At 71.4% G+C, this 21,228-nt stretch carries 20 protein-coding genes; 13 read left to right on the top strand and 7 right to left on the bottom strand.

Translation table 11 applies throughout. The annotated features are described in order from the left end of the window. The first annotated feature begins 194 nt into the window (after positions 1–194). The 5 genes from OG514_RS06330 to OG514_RS06310 all read left to right on the top strand — a co-directional run bounded on the left by OG514_RS06330 (position 195) and on the right by OG514_RS06310 (position 5,648). Positions 195–671, top strand: coding sequence for a hypothetical protein (locus tag OG514_RS06330; protein WP_266891734.1), 477 nt, complete (start codon positions 195–197; stop codon positions 669–671). 215 nt (positions 672–886) lie between these two features. Continuing rightward, a complete protein-coding gene (locus OG514_RS06325; protein WP_266891732.1) occupies positions 887–2,218 on the top strand; it encodes a beta-xylosidase in 1,332 nt (443 codons plus the stop codon). Positions 2,219–2,279: 61 nt separating this feature from the next. Further along, positions 2,280–3,248, top strand: coding sequence for a DUF916 domain-containing protein (locus OG514_RS06320; protein WP_266891730.1), 969 nt, complete (start codon positions 2,280–2,282; stop codon positions 3,246–3,248). Positions 3,249–3,278: 30 nt separating this feature from the next. Beyond that, complete coding sequence (era, locus tag OG514_RS06315) at positions 3,279–4,220, top strand: GTPase Era (protein ID WP_030317458.1); 942 nt, start codon at positions 3,279–3,281, stop codon at positions 4,218–4,220. A gap of 39 nt (positions 4,221–4,259) precedes the next feature. After that, positions 4,260–5,648 carry a TerD family protein gene (locus OG514_RS06310; protein ID WP_266891725.1) on the top strand — a complete coding sequence of 463 codons (1,389 nt, stop codon included), beginning with the start codon at positions 4,260–4,262 and terminating at the stop codon, positions 5,646–5,648. 6 nt (positions 5,649–5,654) lie between these two features. Here OG514_RS06310 and OG514_RS06305 read toward each other — a convergent pair whose 3' ends face one another. After that, entirely contained in the window at positions 5,655–5,906 is a 252-nt protein-coding gene (locus tag OG514_RS06305) for a protealysin inhibitor emfourin (protein ID WP_266891723.1), read from the bottom strand. 21 nt (positions 5,907–5,927) lie between these two features. Continuing rightward, positions 5,928–6,980 carry a M4 family metallopeptidase gene (locus OG514_RS06300; RefSeq protein WP_266891721.1) on the bottom strand — a complete coding sequence of 351 codons (1,053 nt, stop codon included), beginning with the start codon at positions 6,978–6,980 and terminating at the stop codon, positions 5,928–5,930. Positions 6,981–7,274: 294 nt separating this feature from the next. Here OG514_RS06300 and leuA point away from each other — a divergent pair, with 294 nt between their 5' ends. The 3 genes from leuA (at position 7,275) to OG514_RS06285 (ending at position 11,457) form a co-directional block, all read left to right on the top strand. Beyond that, positions 7,275–9,038: a 2-isopropylmalate synthase gene (gene leuA, locus OG514_RS06295; protein WP_266891719.1), complete on the top strand. Its 1,764-nt coding sequence runs from the start codon at positions 7,275–7,277 to the stop codon at positions 9,036–9,038. A 237-nt stretch (positions 9,039–9,275) separates the two neighbouring features. After that, positions 9,276–10,643, top strand: coding sequence for a choice-of-anchor A family protein (locus tag OG514_RS06290; RefSeq protein WP_266891717.1), 1,368 nt, complete (start codon positions 9,276–9,278; stop codon positions 10,641–10,643). 121 nt (positions 10,644–10,764) lie between these two features. After that, positions 10,765–11,457: a TerB family tellurite resistance protein gene (locus OG514_RS06285; RefSeq protein WP_266891715.1), complete on the top strand. Its 693-nt coding sequence runs from the start codon at positions 10,765–10,767 to the stop codon at positions 11,455–11,457. Positions 11,458–11,466: 9 nt separating this feature from the next. Here OG514_RS06285 and OG514_RS06280 read toward each other — a convergent pair whose 3' ends face one another. From OG514_RS06280 to OG514_RS06260, 5 genes are all read right to left on the bottom strand, one after another. After that, positions 11,467–12,837 (bottom strand): FAD-binding oxidoreductase, encoded by a 1,371-nt coding sequence (locus OG514_RS06280; protein ID WP_266891713.1) that lies wholly within the window; start codon positions 12,835–12,837, stop codon positions 11,467–11,469. Positions 12,838–12,932: 95 nt separating this feature from the next. Next, complete coding sequence (locus OG514_RS06275) at positions 12,933–14,672, bottom strand: LuxR family transcriptional regulator (RefSeq protein WP_266891711.1); 1,740 nt, start codon at positions 14,670–14,672, stop codon at positions 12,933–12,935. Between the two features lie 70 nt (positions 14,673–14,742). Then, positions 14,743–16,113 carry an FAD-dependent oxidoreductase gene (locus OG514_RS06270; protein ID WP_266891709.1) on the bottom strand — a complete coding sequence of 457 codons (1,371 nt, stop codon included), beginning with the start codon at positions 16,111–16,113 and terminating at the stop codon, positions 14,743–14,745. A gap of 137 nt (positions 16,114–16,250) precedes the next feature. Then, entirely contained in the window at positions 16,251–17,084 is an 834-nt protein-coding gene (locus tag OG514_RS06265; RefSeq protein ID WP_266891707.1) for a hypothetical protein, read from the bottom strand. Positions 17,085–17,300: 216 nt separating this feature from the next. After that, positions 17,301–18,095, bottom strand: coding sequence for a DUF3592 domain-containing protein (locus tag OG514_RS06260; protein ID WP_266891705.1), 795 nt, complete (start codon positions 18,093–18,095; stop codon positions 17,301–17,303). A gap of 659 nt (positions 18,096–18,754) precedes the next feature. Here OG514_RS06260 and OG514_RS06255 point away from each other — a divergent pair. The 5 genes from OG514_RS06255 (at position 18,755) to OG514_RS06235 (ending at position 21,206) form a co-directional block, all read left to right on the top strand. Continuing rightward, entirely contained in the window at positions 18,755–18,976 is a 222-nt protein-coding gene (locus tag OG514_RS06255; protein WP_266891704.1) for a hypothetical protein, read from the top strand. Next, entirely contained in the window at positions 18,973–19,188 is a 216-nt protein-coding gene (locus OG514_RS06250; RefSeq protein WP_030317441.1) for a hypothetical protein, read from the top strand. The genes OG514_RS06255 and OG514_RS06250 overlap by 4 nt, the downstream gene beginning before the upstream one ends. Positions 19,189–19,301: 113 nt before the next feature. Continuing rightward, on the top strand, positions 19,302–19,544 hold the full coding sequence (locus OG514_RS06245) for a hypothetical protein (protein ID WP_266891700.1): 243 nt from the start codon (positions 19,302–19,304) through the stop codon (positions 19,542–19,544). A 70-nt stretch (positions 19,545–19,614) separates the two neighbouring features. Further along, positions 19,615–20,364, top strand: a complete 750-nt coding sequence (recO, locus tag OG514_RS06240; protein ID WP_266891698.1) for a DNA repair protein RecO — start codon at positions 19,615–19,617, stop codon at positions 20,362–20,364. Between the two features lie 17 nt (positions 20,365–20,381). Further along, on the top strand, positions 20,382–21,206 hold the full coding sequence (locus OG514_RS06235) for an isoprenyl transferase (protein WP_266891696.1): 825 nt from the start codon (positions 20,382–20,384) through the stop codon (positions 21,204–21,206). Positions 21,207–21,228 lie beyond the last annotated feature (22 nt).

Raw genomic sequence — 21,228 nt, 5'->3', positions numbered from 1 at the left:
CGTGGCGTACGCGCGCCGGGCCCTAGCGCGTCGCGGTGTTTGTGTGTTTGTGAAGGATCACCGCATCTTCTCTTGCCTTCCCATGCGGTCTGCGTCTCAATGAACAGCGGTTCGCCCGACGGACCGTCAGATCTCCACCATTCGCGCAGTGTCCGCACCCCTGCGTTCGCCATCGGAAGGGGTTCGAACTCGCCATGAGAAGCAGAAGCACCTTAGGGACCGTCGCGGTCATCGCCGGAGGACTCGCCGCCGCCTCGCTCGCCTTCGCGCCGACGGCCGCCGCCGTCTCGCCGGGGTCGGCCACGGCGACGTACGACTGCGGTTCGTGGGGCGGCGGCAGCGCCACCCTCGTCGCGACGCAGAACGGCACGGCCGCGACCATCACCCTCACCTCGTCCGTGACGACACCGATCCCGGTCGGCGCCGACCAGATCAACGCCACGCTGACGCTGGCCAAGGCCGGTGGCGGTACACGGGTCTTCAGCGGCAAGAAGAACCCGGCGCTCCCCGTGGGTCCCGTGACCATCGGCCCCCTCAGCGGGACCGTGGCCTCCGGTGACAGCCTCAACTCGTACTTCGCGGGTGTCGCCCTGAAGATGGTGATCTTCGGGGTCACGGTGAACTGTGACGCGTTGACCTCGCAGTCGCCGGGCCCGTTCGTCTTCAGCTGAGCCCCGCACCAACCGGACCGGTGTCGCCCTGGGCGGCACCGGTCTCCGTCGTGTTCCGGCACCTGGAAGGGGTGGCTGACCTGGGAAAACGCCTCGCATGCGAGGATCTTGACAGTATCTGATGGGTCATCAGTCGATGTCTTTCGCTTGCATTGACTTCTCTCCGCCCGCGGCCGTCAATGGCGCCCACTCATCCCTCAGGAGGGGGCACACCCATGGCACTCACCCGATCCCGGGCGGCGGCCCGAAGACGGCGCTGGACCGCCGTCCTCGGCGCCACCGCCCTCGCGGTCGCAGGAGGCGCGCTCGCGGCCCCGGCCGGCGCGACGACCACCTCCCAGCCGGTGGAATTCCAGACCCGCTGCGTCCCGCCGCCGATCGCCGGCATCCCGCCCATCACGGGCACCACCACCGCCGAGATCACCGTCGACAAGGCCAGCCCCAAGGTCGGCGACACGGTCACGGTGACGTACACGATCACCAAGCCCGCCGCGTCCAACCCGGTCGACCTCGCGCTCCCGGCCGACATCATGACGCCCAGCGGCAAGGTCACCCTCGGCGGCGCCCAGAGCGGCGCGGTCACCGTCAACGGCCCCAAGAAGAACCCGCCGGTCCCCGGCAAGGGATCCTTCCCGGCCTTCTCGATGACCGGCACCTTCACCGTCACCCAGGCCGGGTCGATCACCCTCTCGCCCGGCGACTACAACATCCACACCAGCTACCTCATGGAGCTGGACACCCCCTGTACGGTGCTCAACCCGCCCGCCCCGGTCTCCGAGACGGTCGTCGCGAGCCCCGTGACCAACCCCAACACCCGCGCGCTGTCGCTCGACACCGCGTCCGGTGACCCGGGCGTCCGGGTGACCGTCAACGGCTCCAAGTTCACCCCGCTCACCGACGTCACCGTCGTCGGCCGCGCCGGGGCGGCGGAGACCGCCGACAAGATGACCGTCACGACCGACAGCGACGGCTCCTTCGCCGCCCGTCTGAAGGTCAACGACGTGGCGACCACCGGGATCGTGGCCTACGAGGGCGCGGCCTGGGACCCCGACAAGGGCGCCGGACCCGCCGCGTACAAGGTCGTCGTACCGGCCCCGCCGAACAGCCAGACGATCACCGCGGCCGTCACCGCCGGTGAGCTGTCCATGACCCAGGCCGGGGACGCCGTCGAGCTGTCGTCCGTCGACTTCGGTCAGGGCGGCGCGGCGACCGGCGCCCTCAAGACGGTGACGGTCAAGGACTTCCGCGGCGGCCCCGCGGGCTGGTCCCTCACCGGCAAGGTCACCGACTTCACCGGCACCGGCGGCTCCATCGGCGCCGGGAACCTCAACTGGACCCCGGCCTGCACCGCCAAGGCCGGCAGCCCCAGCGCCTGCGCGGCCGGCTCGTCCGGTCCGGTCGGCAGCGGCGGCGCGACCCTCGCCTCCACGCCGAACGGCGCCCTCACGGGCGGCGAGTTCACGATCGACGCGGGGCTCTCCCTCGACGTCCCGGCCTTCACGGCGCCGGGCTCGTACGCGGGCGTGCTGACGCTCACCCTGTCCTGACCACCGTGCGGGCCGGGCGCGCACCCGGCCGGCCCGCTCCGCACCCCGGGGGTTCCGACTCGTGCGCACGCTGTACGTACTCCTCCTGAGCGCCCTGCTCCTGCTCCTGGGCCTCGCCCCGCACGCCCAGGCCGCCGAGAACGGCGAGTGGGCCGTCTATCCGGCCGCCGCCCAGCTGGGCAGCCGCCCCTACTTCTTCCTCACCGCCGACCCCGGCTCCACGGTCACCGACCGGGTCACCGTCGCCAACAAGACGGCCGCCCCACTGACCTTCCGGCTCTACGGCGCCGACGCCTACAACACCGACCGGGACGGCGGCTTCGCCGTCCGCACCCAGCGCGAGAAGCAGACCGGCGCCGGTGCCTGGATCAAGCCCGAGCGGACCCGGATCACCGTCCCGGCCCGCTCCGCCGTCACCGTCCGGTACACGCTGGCCGTCCCCGCCGACGCCGATCCCGGCGACCACCCCGGGGCCCTCGTCGCCCTCGACGAGCGGATCAGCCCCGGCGGGAAGGGCTCCGTCGCCATGGGCATCCAGCGCGCCGTCGCCGCCCGCCTCTACCTGCGGGTCAACGGGCCGACCGTCCCCGCCCTCGCCGTCGAGGACGTCACGCTCGACCAGGACCGGCCGCTGGTCCCCGGCGCCGGTTCGAGCAGCGCGGTCGTCTCGTACACGCTGCACAACCGGGGCAACGTGACCCTCAACCCCAAGGTCGTCCTCCGCGCGGAGGGCCTCTTCGGCCGCACCCTCCTCGACCGCGACCTGGCCAAGGTGCCCTCCGAGCTGCTGCCCCGGCAGAAGATCCGGCTCACCGAGCGCTGGACCGGCTCCCCGCAGCTCGACTGGGGTGACGTCACCCTCACCGCCACCGCGAAGGACGTCCGGGAGACCGGCACGGTGTCCTTCCTCGCCCTGCCCTGGCTCGCCGCCGCGACCCTGGTCGTGGGGGGTGCCGCGGGCCTTTTCGGCCTGCGGATACGCAGGCGCCGGACGGTCCGTACGGAGCCGAGTGCGCACGTGAGTACGTGAGGCGGGCGCTCATCGGGGACAATGGCCCCCATGAGCGCTCGCAACCAAGAAACCGAAGCCGTCCACCGGGCCGGCTTCGCCTGCTTCGTCGGCCGCCCCAACGCGGGCAAGTCCACCCTTACGAACGCTCTGGTCGGCCAGAAGGTGGCCATCACCTCGAACCGGCCGCAGACCACCCGGCACACCGTCCGTGGCATCGTGCACCGCCCCGAGGCGCAGCTGATCCTGGTGGACACCCCCGGCCTCCACAAGCCGCGCACCCTCCTCGGTGAGCGGCTCAACGACGTCGTGCGCACCACGTGGGCCGAGGTCGACGTGATCGGTTTCTGCCTGCCCGCCGACCAGAAGCTCGGCCCCGGCGACAAGTTCATCGCCAAGGAACTCGCCGGGATCAAGAAGACCCCCAAGGTCGCCATCATCACCAAGACCGACCTGGTCGACTCCAAGACCCTCGCCGAGCAGCTGATCGCCGTCGACCAGCTCGGCAAGGAGCTGGGCTTCGAGTGGGCGCAGATCGTGCCGGTCTCGGCCGTCGGCAACAAGCAGGTCCAGCTCGTCGCCGACCTGCTGATCCCGCTGCTCCCCGAGTCCCCGCCGCTCTACCCGGAGGGCGACCTCACGGACGAGCCGGAGCAGGTCATGGTCGCGGAGCTGATCCGCGAGGCCGCACTCGAAGGCGTACGGGACGAGCTGCCGCACTCGATCGCGGTGGTCGTCGAGGAGATGATCCCGCGCGAGAACCGCCCGGCGGACCGGCCTCTGCTCGACATCCACGCCAACGTGTACATCGAGCGCCCCAGCCAGAAGGGCATCATCATCGGCCCGAAGGGCAGCCGCCTCAAGGAGGTCGGCATGAAGTCCCGCAAGCACATCGAGGCCCTCCTCGGCACGCCGGTCTTCCTCGACCTCCACGTCAAGGTCGCGAAGGACTGGCAGCGCGACCCGAAGCAGCTGCGCAAGCTCGGCTTCTGACCCGTCGACTTCCCGGTCACCGCGTGCCAGCATGGCGCGGTGACAAAGATCGTCAAGGGGGGAAACCTGCCGGTCCCCGGGCAGGTGTGGCGGATCGCGGTCGTCCGGCGGGCGGCCGGTGGCGAGGTGCCGGAGGTCGACACCTCGGCGCTGCTGCTGGACGCCGCCGGCAGGGTCAGGGGCGATGGTGACCTGGTCTTCTACAACCAGCTCATCCACGCGTCGGGGGCGGTCCGCCTGCTGGGCCGGGTGAGCATCGAGGACGACCAGGTCGCCGACTGGCTGGAGATCGACACCGCCCGCGTCGAGCCGGCCGTCCAGCGGGTGGTGATCACCGCCTCCAGCGAGGGCGGGATGTTCGGGCAGGTGCCGGGGATGTACGTGCGGACGGTGAGCGCCGGAAGCGGCGAGCAGCTGGCGCTGTACGAGGTCGACGACGCGACGACCGAGACGGCGTTCGTCCTCGGCGAGTTCTACCGGCGCGACGGCGCGTGGAAGTTCCGCGCCGTGGGGCAGGGGTACGACTCCGGGCTCGTCGGACTGGCCGAGGACTTCGGCATCGAGGGCCGGGACCCCGTCGGGCCCGCGCCCGCGGAGCCGCAGCCTCTCACCGTCACCAAGACGACGGACCCGGTCGACACCCCACCGGCTCCTACAGCTTCCCCGGTCGGTACCCCGGCTCAGGCAGCTTCCCCGGTCGATGCCCAGCCTCAGGGCGCTGCCCCGGTCGCGGCTCCCGCCCCGGGCATCCCGGCCCAGGCCGAGCCCCCGTCGCCGTGGTCACCGGTCTCCCCGGCGGCCTCACCCGCCGGTCTCTTCGGCGAGGACTTTCCCGAGTTCGTGTGCACCGGCACCGGCAGGACCGACATCACCGTCGACGTTCCCCTGCCGGCCGGGTTCCTGCTGGTCGACTCCTACCGGTGGGGTGACGGCTACTTCCTGCTCGAAGCGGTCGGCAAGACAGGCAAGGGCGAGAAGCTCCTCGCGAACACCACCCTGCAGGACTACGAGGGCCGGATGCTGCTGCGCCACGAGGGCCGGAACCCGCTGCGCCTCCGCGTCGGCTCCCACAGCGAGGAGGACTGGAAGATCGTGGTCCGGCCCATCAGCGCCGTGCGGTCACTCGGCGAAGGCGCCACAGGACGGGGCGCCGACGTCCTGCTTCACACGGGGCCGGCCGGCGAGCTCGCCGCCCGGCTGCGCCCGCGCGACAACCACGCGTACTTCTACGCCCGCGGCTACGAGCCGGACGGAAGCGATCACCTGCTGGTGAACGAGGCGAGCAGGCGACCGAAGTCCTCGCGCCCGCTCCCCGAAGGGCCACTGCTGGTGGCGGTCCGGAGCGCCGAGGGCGACTGGACCCTCGACGTCGGGCCCGCCCGGGACGACGGGCGCCGGTCCGGGCGCTTCTGGCGCCGCACCCGGTAGGGCCCGCTACGCGCCCTCCTTGAGGACCCTCGTCACGAGGGTCCTCTGCGCGTCCGTGAGGCGCGGGTCGCAACAGCGGACCGTGCGGCCGTCGACGGTGATCTCGTACGAGAAGCCGTCCGGCACGCCCCGGACGTCACCGTCGCCCTCGTCGAGGACGGTGGTGGCCAGGGACTCCCACTCGGGGTCCGAGACCTCCACCTCCGCCGACCGCTCGATGCCCGCGAAACCGCCCGTGCGCCGCACTCGAATCCGCATGGGACCTGTGTACCAGCCGGGTCAGTCGGTCGGTACGCCCACCGCCGACCAGGCCTTCAGGACGGCCTGGATCTCCTCCCCGTCGCCGTACCGCGACCGCGCCGCCGCCACCGTGGCCGCCGCGAACTCGGAGAAGCGGGCCTCGGGGGTGAGCGTCCCGCCGGTCATCACGTCGTACCAGATCTGCCCGGCCCGCTCCCAGGCGTTCCCGCCGAGTTCGGTCGCGGCCAGATAGAAGGCGTGGTTGGGGATGCCGGAGTTGATGTGGACGCCGCCGTTGTCGCGGCCGGTGCGGACGTAGTCGTCCATGTGGCCGGGCTGCGGGTCCTTGCCGAGGACGTCGTCGTCGTACGCGGTGCCCGGGGCCTTCATGGAGCGCAGCGCCGTCCCCTCCACGTTCGGGTGGAAGAGGCCCTCGCCGATGAGCCAGTCGGCGGCGTCGGCGGACTGGCCGAGCGCGTACTGCTTCACGAGGGAGCCGAAGACGTCGGAGACGGACTCGTTGAGGGCGCCGGACTGGCTGAAGTACTCCAGGTTCGCCGAGTACTGGGTGAAGCCGTGTGCGAGCTCGTGGCCGATGACGTCCACGGGGAGGGTGAAGTCGAGGAAGATCTCGTCGTCGCCGTCGCCGAACACCATCTGCTCGCCGTTCCAGAAGGCGTTGCCGTAGTTCTCGTCGTAGTGGACGGAGGCGAGCAGCGGCAGCCCGGCACCGTCGATCGAGTTGTGCCCGAAGGCGTTCAGGAAGAGGTCGAAGGTGGCGCCCAGACCGGCGTACGCCCGGTTGACGGTGGCGTCCCCGGTCGCCGCGTCGCCCTCGCCGCGGACCTTGGCGCCGGGCAGGCCGGTGCCGCGCTCGCAGTCGTAGATCGTGCGGTGCGGCTTGCCGGCCTCGGCGGGGCCGAGCGTGGGGGCGGTGCCGGGCAGCGGCAGGATCCGGAACGTGCGGGCCGAGGCGTCCGCGACGAGGGTGCGGCGCGCGGCGGCGGCGACGGCCGGGTTCGAGGAGTGCGCCAGGTGCTCCAGGAGGTGCGGGGGGACGATCGAGCAGAAGGCAGGCGTCTGGGGAGTCATCCTCGCAATGTGGCACTGCGTGAGCCCACTGTCACGGGATGAGACGAGGATTGGCGAAATGGAGTGATGCGTCACTGTTCGGCCTTGACGCGGGCGCCGTCCCGCATACTGATACAGGACGTCCGTCTCCGACGTCCCTGGGCTAGGCTGCGGCACATCATGCGTTTCGGGCTGCTTCTCCTTAGCTGCCGCGGCGAGGGCCTGTAGTCGTAGGCCGACCCCCTCCCCGCGGGACCTGGTGTTGCGTTCGACAGTCGGCCGTCCCTCCCGTAGGACCCGAGGAGCCCAACGCACATGTCCCAGTCTCCGTTCGTCAGCCGCCCCACGCCGATCACCAACGCGACGCAGCTGCAGAAGCCGTCCGGGATGCCGATCCACAAGTACGGCCGGTACGAGCAGGTACGGATCCCCGACCGCACCTGGCCCGAGCAGCGGATCACCAAGGCCCCGCGCTGGCTGTCCACCGACCTGCGCGACGGCAACCAGGCCCTGATCGACCCGATGTCCCCGGCCCGCAAGCGCGAGATGTTCGACCTGCTGGTGCGCATGGGCTACAAGGAGATCGAGGTCGGCTTCCCGTCCTCCGGCGAGACCGACTTCGCGTTCGTGCGCTCCATCATCGAAGAGGGCGCGATCCCGGACGACGTCACCATCTCCGTACTGACGCAGGCCCGCGAGGACCTGATCGAGCGGACCGTGGAGTCCGTGGTCGGCGCGAAGCGCGCCACCGTCCACCTGTACAACGCCACCGCGCCCACCTTCCGCCGGGTCGTCTTCCGCGGCTCGAAGGAGGAGATCAAGCAGATCGCCGTGGACGGCACCCGCCTGGTCATGGAGTACGCGGAGAAGCTGCTCGACGAGCGCACCGTCTTCGGCTACCAGTACAGCCCCGAGATCTTCACCGACACCGAGCTGGACTTCGCCCTGGAGGTCTGCGAGGCGGTCTGTGACGTCTGGCAGCCGGGCCCGGGCCGCGAGATCATCCTGAACCTGCCCGCCACCGTGGAGCGCTCGACGCCGTCCACGCACGCGGACCGCTTCGAGTGGATGTCCCGGAACCTGACCCGCCGCGAGCACATCTGCGTATCGGTCCACCCGCACAACGACCGCGGCACGGCCGTGGCGGCGGCCGAGCTGGCGATCATGGCCGGCGCCGACCGCATCGAGGGCTGCCTGTTCGGGCAGGGCGAGCGCACCGGCAACGTCGACCTGGTCACCCTGGGCATGAACCTGTTCAGCCAGGGCGTCGACCCGCAGATCGACTTCTCGCAGATCGACGAGATCCGCCGCACCTCCGAGTACTGCAACCAGATGGAGGTCCACCCGCGCCACCCCTACGCGGGCGACCTGGTCTACACCGCCTTCTCCGGCTCCCACCAGGACGCCATCAAGAAGGGCTTCGACGCCATGGAGGCCGACGCGGCCGCCCAGGGCAAGACCGTCGATGACATCGAGTGGGCGGTGCCGTACCTGCCGATCGACCCGAAGGACGTCGGCCGTTCCTACGAGGCCGTCATCCGGGTCAACTCGCAGTCCGGCAAGGGCGGCATCGCGTACGTCCTGAAGAACGACCACAAGCTGGACCTGCCCCGCCGGATGCAGATCGAGTTCTCGAAGATCATCCAGCAGAAGACGGACACCGAGGGCGGCGAGGTCACCCCGGCCGCGATCTGGGCCGTCTTCCAGGACGAGTACCTGCCCAACCCGGACAATGCCTGGGGACGCATCCAGCTGCGCTCCGGCCAGACCACCTCCGACACGGACGGCACGGACACGCTGACCGTCGAGGCGGTCGTGGACGGCGCCGAGACCGTGCTGTCCGGCTCCGGCAACGGCCCGATCTCCGCCTTCTTCGCCGCGCTGCAGGGCGTCGGTGTGGACGCCCGCCTGCTGGACTACCAGGAGCACACGATGAGCGAGGGCGCCTCCGCGCAGGCCGCCTCGTACATCGAGTGCGCCATCGACGGCCAGGTCCTGTGGGGCATCGGCATCGACGCCAACACGACCCGCGCCTCCCTGAAGGCGGTCATCTCGGCGGTCAACCGCTCCGCCCGCTGACCCGCTCCGCACCGGACCGCCCCGCCCCCTTCCGAGGGGGCGGGGCGGTCTCGCGTGTGAGCTGCGTCACGGCTCAGGATGGCTTCAGGTTCGCTTAAGGAAGATCATCCCGCAATGTCGGAATGAGTGTCATATCAGGTGAGTTGACGGCACATCGGGGAATGGCGGATGGTCCACTCGTCCCCTCGGACACCCCCCACGCGCCCCCTTCGTCACCTCCCTGACCTGGAGTTTCGCATGCGCACGACCGCTGCCGTGGCCGCCGTTCTCGCGGTGACCGGTGCCGCCATCGGCTGGGCCCCCGTCGCCTCCGCCGCCGAGTCCGCCACCACCACCGAGTGCGTGACGCAGCCGCTCGGCACGGCCGGTCTCTACGCCGAGTTCGTCGAGAAGAACTCCACCCGCCACTCGGACTCCGAGGGCGCGGTCGCGGTCGGCGGTGACGCCACCTTCGGCGACCCGAAGCAGCCCTCCGGCTTCTCCATCGGTCACAAGCTCACCGGCGCCGACCTCGCCAAGCTTCCCGGCGGCCACAGCCTCGTCGTCGGCGGCACGCTCTACGCGAACCAGGTCGTCCTCGACAACGGCACGGGCATCGCGGGCAAGGTCGTCGACCGCTCCACCCCGGGCGCGGGCTTCGGCGTCGACGGCGACAAGGTCGCGACGGGCGCCTCCCCGGTCGACTTCGGCAAGGAGTTCGCCGAGCTGCGCGCGCTGTCCACCGGCTGGGCGGGCGTCAAGCCCAACGGCACGGTCTCCGCGGACCCGAGCGGGCAGGGCGTCTTCCTCACCGGCACCGACGCGAAGCTGAACGTCTTCGCCGTGAACGCCTCCGACCTGGAGAAGGCCGGCGCGATATCGCTCAAGGTCCCGGCCGGCTCCTCCACCCTCGTGAACGTCCTCGGCGGCTCGTACGACATGCACGCGAAGCCGACCTACGGCGTGTGGATCTGGGACGAGCGGACCAACGGCTTCGTCCAGGACGACTACGCCTCCGGCAGCGACGCCTTCAAGCAGGTCCGCTCCCGGCTGCTGTGGAACTTCCCGCAGGCCGAGACGGTCAAGAAGAACTACTCCTCCTGGCCGGGCACCATCCTGGCCCCCAACGCCGCCGTCTCCATGGGCAGCGCGACCTACGGCCCCGGCCACGTCAACGGCTCCGTCATCGCCGAGTCGCTCGACACCGTCCCCGGCGCCGAGACCCACCAGATGAACTTCACCGGCTGCCTCCCGAAGCAGACCACGCCGGGCCCGGTCGTCACCCCGGAGCCCCCGACGCCGACCGAGACCACCGTCCCCACCCCGTCGGCCACCCCCGACACCCCCGGCACCCCCGAGGCCACCCCCAGCGAGGGCGGCTCGACGCCCACGGCGACGGCGACGCCCCCCGGCGGGTCGGCCTCCCCGTCCTCCCCCGCCACCCCGGGGGAGGCCACCACCGCCCCTGGGGGCACGCCGACCCCGGCGCCGTCCGCCACCCCGGAGGGTGATCTCGCGACGACCGGTTCGGCCATCGGACCCGGTGCGATCGGCGCCGCCGTGGCCGCCGTCCTCGTCGGCGGAGGCTTCCTGGCCTTCGCAAAGCGCCGTCGCCGCGCCTCCTGAACGGTGACGTGTCTCGGCCATCTCCACGGTGAAGTCCTGACGGGGTGCTGACGCCACATCAAGGATGTGGCTAACATCACGCCAACGCCGGCAGTGCAGCCGGGCCGTTGAGGAGGTGCGTGTGCGGTCTGCCCGGAATTCACGTGGTGGGAAAGTGGGCGTCTGCGGAATCCGCACCTCCTGGAACACGGTCGGAGACGGCGAGTTCTTCTGCGAGGAGTGCGGCGGCGACCGCAACTACCGGCGCCGCACCGGCCGCCGCAGATTCGCCGTCCTGGGCGTCCCGGTCCTGCCCCGGGGCTGTACGGGCCCCGTCGTCGAGTGCGCGGCCTGTCACACGCACTTCGGCACGGAGGTGCTCGACCACCCGACGACCGGCCGTTTCTCGGCGATGCTGCGGGACGCCGTGCACACCGTCGCGCTTGCCGTGCTCGCGGCCGGCGGCACCGACTCGCGCGCGGTCCTCGACCGGGCCGTGAGCGCGGTGCGGTCCGCCGGCTTCGCCGAGTGCACGGCCGTCCAGCTCGTCGACCTCGTCGAGGCCCTGGAGGCCGACACCGGGCGCTTCATGCCCGAGGTGAACCCCGAGGGGGCGCTCCTCGCGATCGAGCTGCACGAGGCCCTGGAGCCGCTGACCCCGCACCTGGCACCCTCCGGGCGGGAGTCGATCCTGCTCCAGGCCGCCCGGATCGCCCTCGCCGACGGGGTCTACAGCCCGGCCGAGCGGGAGGTCCTGGGGACGGTCGGGAACGCGCTCGCGCTCGCTCCGGACGATGTCGTCCGGCTGCTCGCCTCGGCCAGGACCGTGGCGTAGGACGATCCGCTACGGCTCGATGTTCTGGTTCAGCCGGAACACGTTGTCGGGGTCGTACGCGCGCTTCACCGTCCGCAGCCGGTCGTAGTTCTGGCGGTAGTTGACCCGCACCCGGTCCTGGTCGTCGGTGTCCATGAAGTTGACGTACCCACCCTCCTGGGTGTGCGGGCGCAGCGCCGTGTCGTAGGCGCGGGTCCAGGCGATGTTGTCGTCCGAGTCCGCCGGGTCGGTCCAGGTGCCGCCGAAGGAGTGGGAGAAGTCGGCGTCGCGGTAGGCGAACGCGGTGTCCTCCGGGCCCATGCGATGGCAGGCGCCGTCGATCGGGAAGATCGCCGTGTCCGATTCGAGGGACGGCATCGTGGCGCCGTACTCCGTGTGGGCCGCGATGGCGCCGTCGGAGAGTCCGCGGCTGAAGTTGCCCTTCCAGTAGTGGTAGAGCCCCGGCGGCAGCTGCTCGTCGAAGAGGGTGTTGATCACCGGGTACGGCATCCGCTGCATGAACCGGCCGATGACCGGACCCAGCCCGTCCAGGCGGGCGAGGACCTTCTCGTCCTCCGCCTCCGGGCCGCTGAAGCAGGTGAACGCGGCGCAGAGCGGGCGGCCGTGCCAGCGTTCGGGAAGGAACGGTTCCTCCGGGCCGAGCGCGAGGACGAGGATCGAGTTCAGCTCCCAGGGCGCCACCGTGATCATCTCCTGCCAGGCCCGGGCCACGCCCCCGTCGAGCGGGTAGCAGCTCAGACCGCCGAAGACGTCCGTCACCGGGTGCAGCCGGTAGGCGAGGGAGACGGCGACCCCGAAGTTCCCGCCGCCGCCGCGCAGCGCCCAGAACAGGTCCGGGTTCCGCTCGGTGTCACAGGAGACCAGCGCGCCCTCGGCGGTCACCACGTCCGCCGCGATCAGGTTGTCGCAGCTCAGTCCGTAGCGGCGGGCCAGGTGGCCCATGCCGCCGCCGAGCGTGAGGCCGCCGATTCCGGTCGTGGAGACCACCCCGCCGGTGGTGGCGAGCCCGAAGGCGTGGGTGGCGTGGTTGAAGTCGCCCCAGGTGGCGCCGCCCTCGGCCCGTGCCGTGCGGGCCGCCGGGTCGACCCTGACCCCCCGCATCCGGGACAGGTCGACGACGAGGCCGTCGTCCACGGTGCCGAATCCGGCGACCGAGTGGGAGCCGCCGCGCACCGCCAGCGGGAGCTCGTGCTCCCGGGCGTACCGCACCGCAGCCATCACGTCGCCGGCGTCCACGGCGTGGACGACGACGGCGGGGCGGCGGTCGTGCAGGGCGTTGTAGACCCGGCGGGACTCGTCGTACGACGGGTCGCCGCGGGTCACGACGGTGCCGCGCACGGCACCGCGGAGCGTGTCCAGGGGGTTGGTCGTGGTGGTCATGTCTCCGGTCTAGCCCGGTGGCCGCCCGGGGCGCATCGCCGGAACCACCCATGTCCCGGCGGTGGGTCCCCATGGGCCGTTCGGACCATGCCGCGTCACAGGAGGGAGTGCGCGTACGCGTACGCCGTGGCCGAGGCGCGGGAGCCGACGCCCAGCTTGGCGAAGATGTTGTTCAGGTGCCGGGCGACCGTGTGCTCGCTGATCACCAGCTCACGGGCGATGTCCTTGTTCGTCCCGCCCGAGGCGACGAGACGCAGCACCTGCGCCTCCCGCGCGGTGAGCCCGCCCGGCAGCCGCCGTCGTGACCCGCCGCTGACCAGCGCCGCCGCGCGCCGGGCGTCCGGTACGGCCCCGAGCCGTTCGAAGACGGCCCGCGCGGTGCCCAGCTCCAGGCGGGCCGCCTCCTCGTCGCCGGCGGCCCGGTCGGCCGCCGCGAGCAGCATCCGCACTTGTGCGGCCTCGTACGGCACGCGCAGTTCCAGCCACCCGGCGAGCGCCCGGCGCAGCGGGAGCAGGGCGTCGGGTCCCTTCTCGGCGAGGGCCACCGAGCCGAGGGCCGTGTCGGCCAGGGCACGCAGCAGCGGTACGTCTCCGTCTCCGTCCCCGGCGAGTGCGTCCAGCTCCGCGGCGGCGCGCGCCGCCCCGGCCACGTCACGGACGGCGAGGGCCACCTCCGTACGGGCGGCGAGCAGCCGGGCCCGGCCCAGGACGTCGTGGTCGGGATCGTTCCGGCAGGCCAGGGCGAGGTCGACGCCCGCCACGGCCGCCTCGGCCCGGCCCTGCGCGAGGCGGAGGAGGGCGAGGCCCGGCTGCGGGATCCGGCCCAGTTCGTGGGCGTGCCCGTACGAGACGGCGGCCGCTTCCAGGCGGCCCTGGCGCCGCTGGACGTCCCCGGCGGCGTAGTACGCGGCGGCGGCCGACTCCAGACAGTCCACCGGCACCTCGCGGCAGGCCTGCCGGGCCTCCGCCTCGGCGAGTGCCCAGGCCCCGAGGAGGTCGAGGACCTCGACGCGGTGGGCCCGGCAGACGCCCCGGAAGGGGTTCTCGCCGGAGGGGACGGTCATGGGGAGCGGGCCGGGGGTACGGGCGGGGGCCGCCGTGTCGTCGGCCGGCGGGTGCCCCGACCAGGGCGGGGCGCACCACTCCATCGCCGCGTTCGTCCACTCCACGGCCCGGGAGAGGTCGGCGGCCTCCATGCACTGGGTCAGGGCCAGGCAGTACAGCCAGCCGGTGACCATGCCGCTCAGTTCGCCCGCGACCACCGCGCACATGGCGTCGTCGAGGAGGGCGAGGCCCTCGGTCCTGCGGCCGGCCGCGAGGAGCACATGGGACTCGGCCTGGCGGCTGAGGGCGAGGAGGTCGGGGCTGCCGGAGGCGAGGGCGAGGGCGGTCATGCGGCGGGTCGCGGCGAGGGCGGCCTCGTGGTCGCCGTGCGCCTCGGCCTCCTCGGACGTCGTCCAGGCCAGGAAGCACTGCTCCGGGCAGTCCGGGAAGTCCTCCAGGTGGTGCCGGGCGCGGTGGAGCCAGCCGGCCGCCGCCGCGGGCCGCCCGAGGCTCGCGTACTCGTAGTGCAGCCACCAGGAGGTGAGTCCGGCGCCCCGGTGGTCGTCGGCCGCGAGATAGGCGGCGTGCGCGCGGAGCCGGGCGGTGACGGACTCGTCGACGTGCCCGGACCACCAGGCGGAGTCGGCGAGGACGGTGAGGTCGTCGGCGGTCAGGCCGCGCGAGGGGTGCCGGTCGTGGTCGTGCAGCAGCTCGTACGCCTCTGCCCAGGACTCGCGGGCGGCGGCGTCCCTGGCGCGTTCGACCGCGTCGGTCGTGGTGGGTGCGGACATGGCTCTCGCCCCTTCCCGGTCCTTTCAGGGTAGGACCGGGAAGGGGCGAGGGCTCGCGAAGGCGAAGGGCTTACTCGATGGCGCCGCTCGCGCGCAGCATGTCCTCGCGCTCGACGATCTTCACGCGCTCGCGGCCCTGCGGCTCGCCGAGCGCCTTCTCGGCGGCGTCCAGCGCGTACCAGCCCTCCCACGTGGTGTACGTGAGGCCCTTGCCCTCCAGGAAGGACACGACCGCGTCCGTCTCCGGGGTGTCGGGGGTGAGCAGGCGCCCGTTGGCGAAGTCGTCCAGGAGGTTCGCCACGGTCTCGTTGGCGTCGCCCTTGGTGTGGCCGATGAGGCCGACGGGGCCGCGGCGGATCCAGCCGGTGCAGTACGTGGAGGCCATGTGCTCGCCGGTCTCCTCGACGACCCGGCCGCCCTCGTCCGGGACGGTGCCGCTGACGGCGTCCCAGGGCAGCTTGGGCAGCTCGTCGGAGAGGTAGCCGACGGCGCGGTAGACGGCCTGGACGTCCCAGTCGGTGGTCTGGCCGGTGCCCTTGACGTTGCCCGTGCCGTCCAGCTCGGTGCGCTCGGTGCGCAGGCCGACGACCTGGCCGTCCTCGCCGAGGATCTCGACGGGCGACTCGAAGAAGTGCAGGAAGAGCTTGTGCGGGCGGTCGCCGACGTCGCGGATCGCCCAGTTCTCCAGGGTCTTGGCGACCATGTCGGTCTGCTTGTTCTTGCGCCGCTCGGCGATCGAGCCGTCGTCGTAGTCGATGTCCTCGGGGTTGACGATGACCTCGATGGTGGGCGAGTGGTCCAGCTCGCGCAGCTCCATGGGGCTGAACTTGGCCTGGGCCGGGCCGCGGCGTCCGAAGACGTGGATCTCGACGGCCTTGTTGGCCTTGAGGCCGTCGTGGACGTTCGCCGGGATCTCGGTCGGCAGCAGCTCGTCGCCGGTCTTGGCGAGGATGCGGGCGATGTCGAGGGCCACGTTGCCGACGCCGAGGACGGCGACCTTCTCCGCTTCGAGCGGCCAGGTGCGCGGGACGTCCGGGTGGCCGTCGTACCAGGAGGCGAAGTCGGCGGCGCCGTACGAGCCGTCCAGCTCGACGCCGGGGATGCTCAGCGGGCGGTCGGCCATGGCGCCGGTCGAGAAGATCACGGCGTCGTAGAAGGCGCGCAGGTCGTCGAGGTGGATGTCGGTGCCGTAGTCGATGTTGCCGAAGAGGCGGACCTGCGGCTTGTCGAGGACCTGGTGGAGGGCGTTGACGATGCCCTTGATGCGCGGGTGGTCGGGGGCGACGCCGTAACGGATGAGGCCGAAGGGGGCGGGCATCCGCTCGAAGAGGTCGATGGACACACCCGGCTCGGCGGCGGCCTCGGACTTCAGCAGCGCATCGGCGGCGTAGATTCCGGCGGGGCCGGCGCCGACGATCGCGACCCGGAGGGGGCGGGGCATGACTGGGTTCCCTTCGCAAGCGACGTGGCGGCGAAGCCGCCGACACTTAGGTCACCCTAAATAATCCCGGGAGCGGAGCGGTACCCGCCCCCGGTCTATGGGCTCATAAGATGGACTTATGACTTCCATAAGTGGTGCTACGTGGTGCCGGAGATCGACCCGGGGTCCACGAACGCCATGACGGTCAGTGCGATCATGCCGACGAACGCGGCGAGCCCGAAGAGGGTGAAGAACAGTCCGAGGCAGAGCTCCCCGCGGCGGAACAGGGCGGCCCTCGGGAGGGCGACGTTTCCCGGGTCGGCGGGGTCGTAGCTGACCTTGACGGCCATGCCGCCCGCCCAGGTGGACACGTGGCGGATCAGCCCGGCCGGGTCCGTGTAGAGGTACATCCCCGGCCTCTCCGGGACCTCGGCCGCGAAGGTCGTGATGCCGTGCCGGGTCAGACGCCACTCGCGGTACCAGTTGGCCAGCGCGTTCGCGCCGATGGCGAGGATCGCCGTCGAGACGAGGCCTCCGGGTATGAGGCTGAGCAGGAGGATCGGCTGCCCGGCGACGGCGACGAGTACGCACAGGGCGGCGAGCAGTCCGAGGGCGCCGGCCGACCCCCACATGATGCGGCGCAGCTTCCTCGCCCGCCGGGTCAGGCGGAGGGGGTGCGTCTCGACGAGGGCGGTCCCGTCGGCCGTCGTGTCCCGACCGGCCGTCCCGGGCAGCGCGGCGTTCACGGTCGCGGCGAACATGGTGGCCGCCGCCTCGCTCACCCCGTCGATCCGGTGCACGTACCGCGTGGCTCCCGCCGGAGCCGTCAGCTCGACGGTGACCGTCCGCCCTGCGGCCGTGATCTGCTCGATCGCCGCCAGCGGGATGAGCGCCTCCTCGTGCGGTCGGCTCAGGAGCAGTGCGTCGCCGTCGAGTTGGAGGCAGGTCTTCCTGCTCCCCTGGATGACGGGGGTGGACGGGGTGATGGGCATGACGGAGAGCGTAGGGCGTGATCACGCACGGCTGAACCCCTCCGGTCCCCAGGATTCACCGCATTCGCTTGACGTCATGTCACTGAAAGACATGCTGTCCGGCGAAATGGTGCAGGCGAGGGGACGGGGATGTCGTGCGCGTGATGATCCGTACTCGGTCAGGCCTGAACGCGTCGGCGAGAGCGTGGAACTGCTCGACGCGGTCCACCGGGATGCTCAGTCGCCGAGCGACAGCACGACACCGAAGATCCCGCCCACGCAGACGGCCGCTCCGACCAGGAGCAGTGCCACCAGGCCGACCAGTCGCCCGGGCGTCGCGGCGGTGACGGCACGGTGCGGGGCGTGCGGCAGGTAACTCACCCGGACCTCGCCGCCGCCGCTCTTCGAGGTGTACGTGTGGCTCCGCCCGGTCGTGTCCGTGTACCGGTACACCCGACGGGCCTTCCTGTCGTCCGCGTGGTGGGAGAACTCCGCCGTCGCCGTGATGCCGTCCCGCCGGTAGGACCACCGCCGGTGGAGCGCATGGCCGGCGTTCAAGGCGAGGGCGGCTCCCACGAAGGCGACCGGACCGGCGAAAACGAGGGCCCAGCCGTACTCGCCACGGTCGGCCGACCGCCGCACGTCGCGGTAGAGCAGGCCCAGCATCACGAGTGCGCATAGCGCGGCCCCGCCCCACTCCGCGATCCGCCGCGGGAGCGGGACGGGCGTGAGCCGGCTGACGACGTTCTCGGAGCCGTCGCTCACCGTTTCGTGCTCGGGGAGGGCGGCGGTGACGGCCTCGGCGAAGGCGGTGGCGTCCGCCGCGCTCGCGGTCTCGACGCGGTACGTGACCGCCTCGTCCTCGTCGAGCGCGGTCAGCTCGATCTCGACGACCCCGTCTCCGGCGCGGACGCGCGCGACGGCTGCCAGGGGTATGTGGTGCTCCCCGTCCGCCTGGCGGAGGTTCACGGCCCCGCCCTCGAACCGGAGGGTGGCGTCGCTGCCGCCGCGCAGCACGAGCGGCGTCGTCATCTCTTGATGCCGTCGACGAACGCGGTCCATGCGGCGGCGGGGGCGCGGAGGGCGGGGCTCCTGCGCCAAGAGGTACTGCTCGGTTCGTACTCGCGCATCGTCCCCAGTCCTTCACGGCCGACTCGATCATCGTCAGGGACTCCACCGGCGGCAGGGCGGCGACCCGGAGGAGATCGTAGGCACGCCGGGCATCGCACACCACGGGCGGATCGTCGATGAGAGTCCCTGAAAAGCCCGTCTCCGTATAGGCGGCTGGTGGCTGGGTGCGTGAACTCCATGAGCTTGAGCATGCCGGTCATGAACGCGTGTGCTCCGGTTCGGCGGGAGGGCGAACGACGACTTCTCAATGAGTTCGCGACACGTTCGTTCGAAATACCGCCGGTTTGTAGGACCCGGTCGATTCTCGTCGCCGCATCCCGCTGCGGCTTTCGAATTCCCTGCTCGAACAAACAGATGCATGCCGCCGAGACGAACACCCGTGCGCCCGGTTCCGCATGGGCGAGCTCCTGCTGCGCGCCTTTGGCCATGGACTAACTCCCCAGGCCTACGCCGTAGTTGTACGACCTGCGCATCTGCCGATTCTACGGATCCGGCCCCACCCTGGTGAGGCGAAGCAGGAAATGGATTCAGAAAGGCATACGTTGGTGAAGGAAGACATCATGAAGACGACCACGGGGGCCATCGAAGCCGCACAAGAGGCAGTGACGGAATTGCGTGAGGCGCTCGCGAGGACCGGAATCCGGCTTCCCTCGCTCGGGCTCGACGTCGTCACCCTCGCCGCCGATCCTCCGAGGCCGCTCGTCGAATTGGGATGCTGCACGGTGGAAACGGCCCGGCTCCTCGCCGCCGCCGTCCTGCCGGGGGAGGAGGACCGGTCATGACACTGCCCATCGGGTCGTACGTCGTCGAGATCCGCACCGGGCGGGTCGGGAGGGTCATGGGGCACGAGGGGCCCTACGTCCAGGTCCGGCCGCTGGGTGGCGGACGGGAATGGGACGTGGAGCCCGACGGGGTACGAGAGGCCACCTCGGCCGAGCGGCTGAGCGCGGCCACGGCGCACGTGAACGCGCGGAGCCGCGGCGAGGTGCCCTGACTCCGCATCGTGCGGAACGAGGGACGCCCGGCCGGGAGGGAACTCCGGCCGGGCGTTCGTCGTACGGGGGGTGCCCGGGCCAGCGCGGCGGGAGGTCGCGTACGAACACGGGCTTGAGGTGCTTCTCCGGCAGCTGTTCCCCGTCGAGGACGTGGGAGACGACCTGCAGGCGTACAGGCCGATGCAGCCACGGGCGACGGCCGGGACGCGGGCCCCGGGCCGGCGCCGTCTCCATCGAGGAACCCCCGGCCGACGAGACCCCCGACACCCTGTGCCGCGCCAAGCGCTCGACCCGGCCCCTCGACCGCACGGCCGAACAGCTCCAGACGCTGATCGCCGCCGCCGTCGAGGGCTGATCCCCGGGCGCCGAGCCGCCGTCTTCCCGTACCGGTCCGGAGGCTGCCTCCCGTACGCGAGAATGGGCGCATGAGTCTGTTCCGCGACGACGGCATCGTGCTGCGCACCCAGAAGCTGGGTGAAGCGGACCGCATCATCACACTCCTCACGCGCGGTCACGGGCGCGTACGCGCCGTCGCGCGCGGGGTCCGGCGGACCAAGTCGAAGTTCGGCGCGCGACTCGAACCGTTCTCGCACGTGGACGTGCAGTTCTTCGCCCGGGGGAGTGAGCTGATCGGGCGCGGCCTGCCGCTCTGCACTCAGAGCGAGACCATCGCCGCCTACGGCAGCGGCATCGTCACCGACTACGCCCGCTACACCGCCGGCACCGCCATGCTGGAAACGGCGGAACGGTTCACCGACCACGAGGGCGAGCCCGCCGTGCAGCAGTACCTGCTGCTCGTGGGCGGCCTGCGGACCCTCGCCCGGGGCGAGCACGCACCCCACCTCATCCTGGACGCCTTCCTCCTCCGCTCGCTCGCCGTGAACGGCTACGCGCCCAGCTTCGACGACTGCGCCAAATGCGGCCTTCACGGCCCCAACCGGTTCTTTTCGGTCGCGGCGGGCGGTGTCATATGCGGCGACTGCCGGCCGGCCGGAAGCGTCGTACCCTCTGCGGAGGCCATCGGCCTGCTCAGCGCGCTGCTCACCGGCGACTGGGCGACGGCGGACGCGTGCGAGCCGCGTCACGTCAGGGAGGGCAGCGGACTCGTGTCCGCCTATCTGCACTGGCACCTGGAGCGCGGCCTGCGCTCGCTGCGGTACGTAGAGAAAAGCTAGGTAGGAGAGACCACGTCATGGCCATCGCACGACTGCTCGGTCGCCAGCGCCGGGAGTACAGCCCCCCCGAGCCGCACCCCTCCGGAGCCCGCCCGCCGAAGCTCCAGTCCGAGCTGGTCCCCGAGCACGTCGCGATCGTCATGGACGGCAACGGCCGCTGGGCCAAGGAGCGCGGCCTGCCCCGCACCGAGGGCCACAAGGTCGGCGCCGAGCAGGTGCTCGACGTGCTCCAGGGCGCGATCGAGATGGGCGTGGGGTCGATCTCGCTGTACGCCTTCTCCACCGAGAACTGGAAGCGCTCGCCCGAGGAGGTGCGCTTCCTGATGAACTTCAACCGCGACTTCATCCGCAAGTCCCGCGACCAGCTCGACTCGCTCGGTGTGCGGGTGCGCTGGGTCGGCCGGATGCCCAAGCTGTGGAAGTCGGTGGCCAAGGAGCTCCAGGTCGCGCAGGAGCAGACCAAGGACAACACCAAGCTCACGCTGTACTTCTGCATGAACTACGGCGGCCGCGCGGAGCTCACGGACGCGGCGCAGGCGATGGGCGAGGACGTGAAGGCGGGCCGCCTCGACCCGGCGAAGATCACCGAGAAGACCATCCAGAAGTACCTCTACTACCCGGACATGCCGGACGTGGACCTGTTCCTGCGACCCAGCGGCGAGCAGCGCACCTCCAACTACCTGATCTGGCAGAGCGCGTACGCCGAGATGGTCTTCCAGGACGTGCTGTGGCCCGACTTCGACCGCCGCGACCTCTGGCGGGCCTGTGTCGAGTACGCCCAGCGCGACCGGCGCTTCGGCGGCGTCGACCCGGCCGACATGGCCGTCCTCGAAAAGGGCTGAGCCGGACGAAACCGGAACGGGG

The sequence above is a fragment of the Streptomyces sp. NBC_00572 genome (genome assembly GCF_026341815.1).
Lineage (GTDB): Bacteria > Actinomycetota > Actinomycetes > Streptomycetales > Streptomycetaceae > Streptomyces.
Note: the sequence above shows the minus strand (reverse complement) of the source record. Positions and strands in the feature narration are given on the sequence as shown.

What these genes read in the sequence shown, in the direction of transcription:
- OG514_RS06250 (WP_030317441.1), top strand. Translation starts at nt 18,973, where the DNA reads ATGACACTGCCCATCGGGTCGTACGTCGTCGAGATCCGCACCGGGCGG.
- OG514_RS06265 (WP_266891707.1), bottom strand. Translation starts at nt 17,084, where the DNA reads ATGCCCATCACCCCGTCCACCCCCGTCATCCAGGGGAGCAGGAAGACC.
- leuA (WP_266891719.1), top strand. Translation starts at nt 7,275, where the DNA reads ATGTCCCAGTCTCCGTTCGTCAGCCGCCCCACGCCGATCACCAACGCG.
- OG514_RS06330 (WP_266891734.1), top strand. Translation starts at nt 195, where the DNA reads ATGAGAAGCAGAAGCACCTTAGGGACCGTCGCGGTCATCGCCGGAGGA.
- OG514_RS06235 (WP_266891696.1), top strand. Translation starts at nt 20,382, where the DNA reads ATGGCCATCGCACGACTGCTCGGTCGCCAGCGCCGGGAGTACAGCCCC.
- OG514_RS06325 (WP_266891732.1), top strand. Translation starts at nt 887, where the DNA reads ATGGCACTCACCCGATCCCGGGCGGCGGCCCGAAGACGGCGCTGGACC.
- OG514_RS06290 (WP_266891717.1), top strand. Translation starts at nt 9,276, where the DNA reads ATGCGCACGACCGCTGCCGTGGCCGCCGTTCTCGCGGTGACCGGTGCC.
- OG514_RS06305 (WP_266891723.1), bottom strand. Translation starts at nt 5,906, where the DNA reads ATGCGGATTCGAGTGCGGCGCACGGGCGGTTTCGCGGGCATCGAGCGG.
- OG514_RS06280 (WP_266891713.1), bottom strand. Translation starts at nt 12,837, where the DNA reads ATGACCACCACGACCAACCCCCTGGACACGCTCCGCGGTGCCGTGCGC.
- era (WP_030317458.1), top strand. Translation starts at nt 3,279, where the DNA reads ATGAGCGCTCGCAACCAAGAAACCGAAGCCGTCCACCGGGCCGGCTTC.
- OG514_RS06300 (WP_266891721.1), bottom strand. Translation starts at nt 6,980, where the DNA reads ATGACTCCCCAGACGCCTGCCTTCTGCTCGATCGTCCCCCCGCACCTC.
- OG514_RS06275 (WP_266891711.1), bottom strand. Translation starts at nt 14,672, where the DNA reads ATGTCCGCACCCACCACGACCGACGCGGTCGAACGCGCCAGGGACGCC.
- OG514_RS06270 (WP_266891709.1), bottom strand. Translation starts at nt 16,113, where the DNA reads ATGCCCCGCCCCCTCCGGGTCGCGATCGTCGGCGCCGGCCCCGCCGGA.
- recO (WP_266891698.1), top strand. Translation starts at nt 19,615, where the DNA reads ATGAGTCTGTTCCGCGACGACGGCATCGTGCTGCGCACCCAGAAGCTG.
- OG514_RS06260 (WP_266891705.1), bottom strand. Translation starts at nt 18,095, where the DNA reads ATGACGACGCCGCTCGTGCTGCGCGGCGGCAGCGACGCCACCCTCCGG.
- OG514_RS06255 (WP_266891704.1), top strand. Translation starts at nt 18,755, where the DNA reads ATGAAGACGACCACGGGGGCCATCGAAGCCGCACAAGAGGCAGTGACG.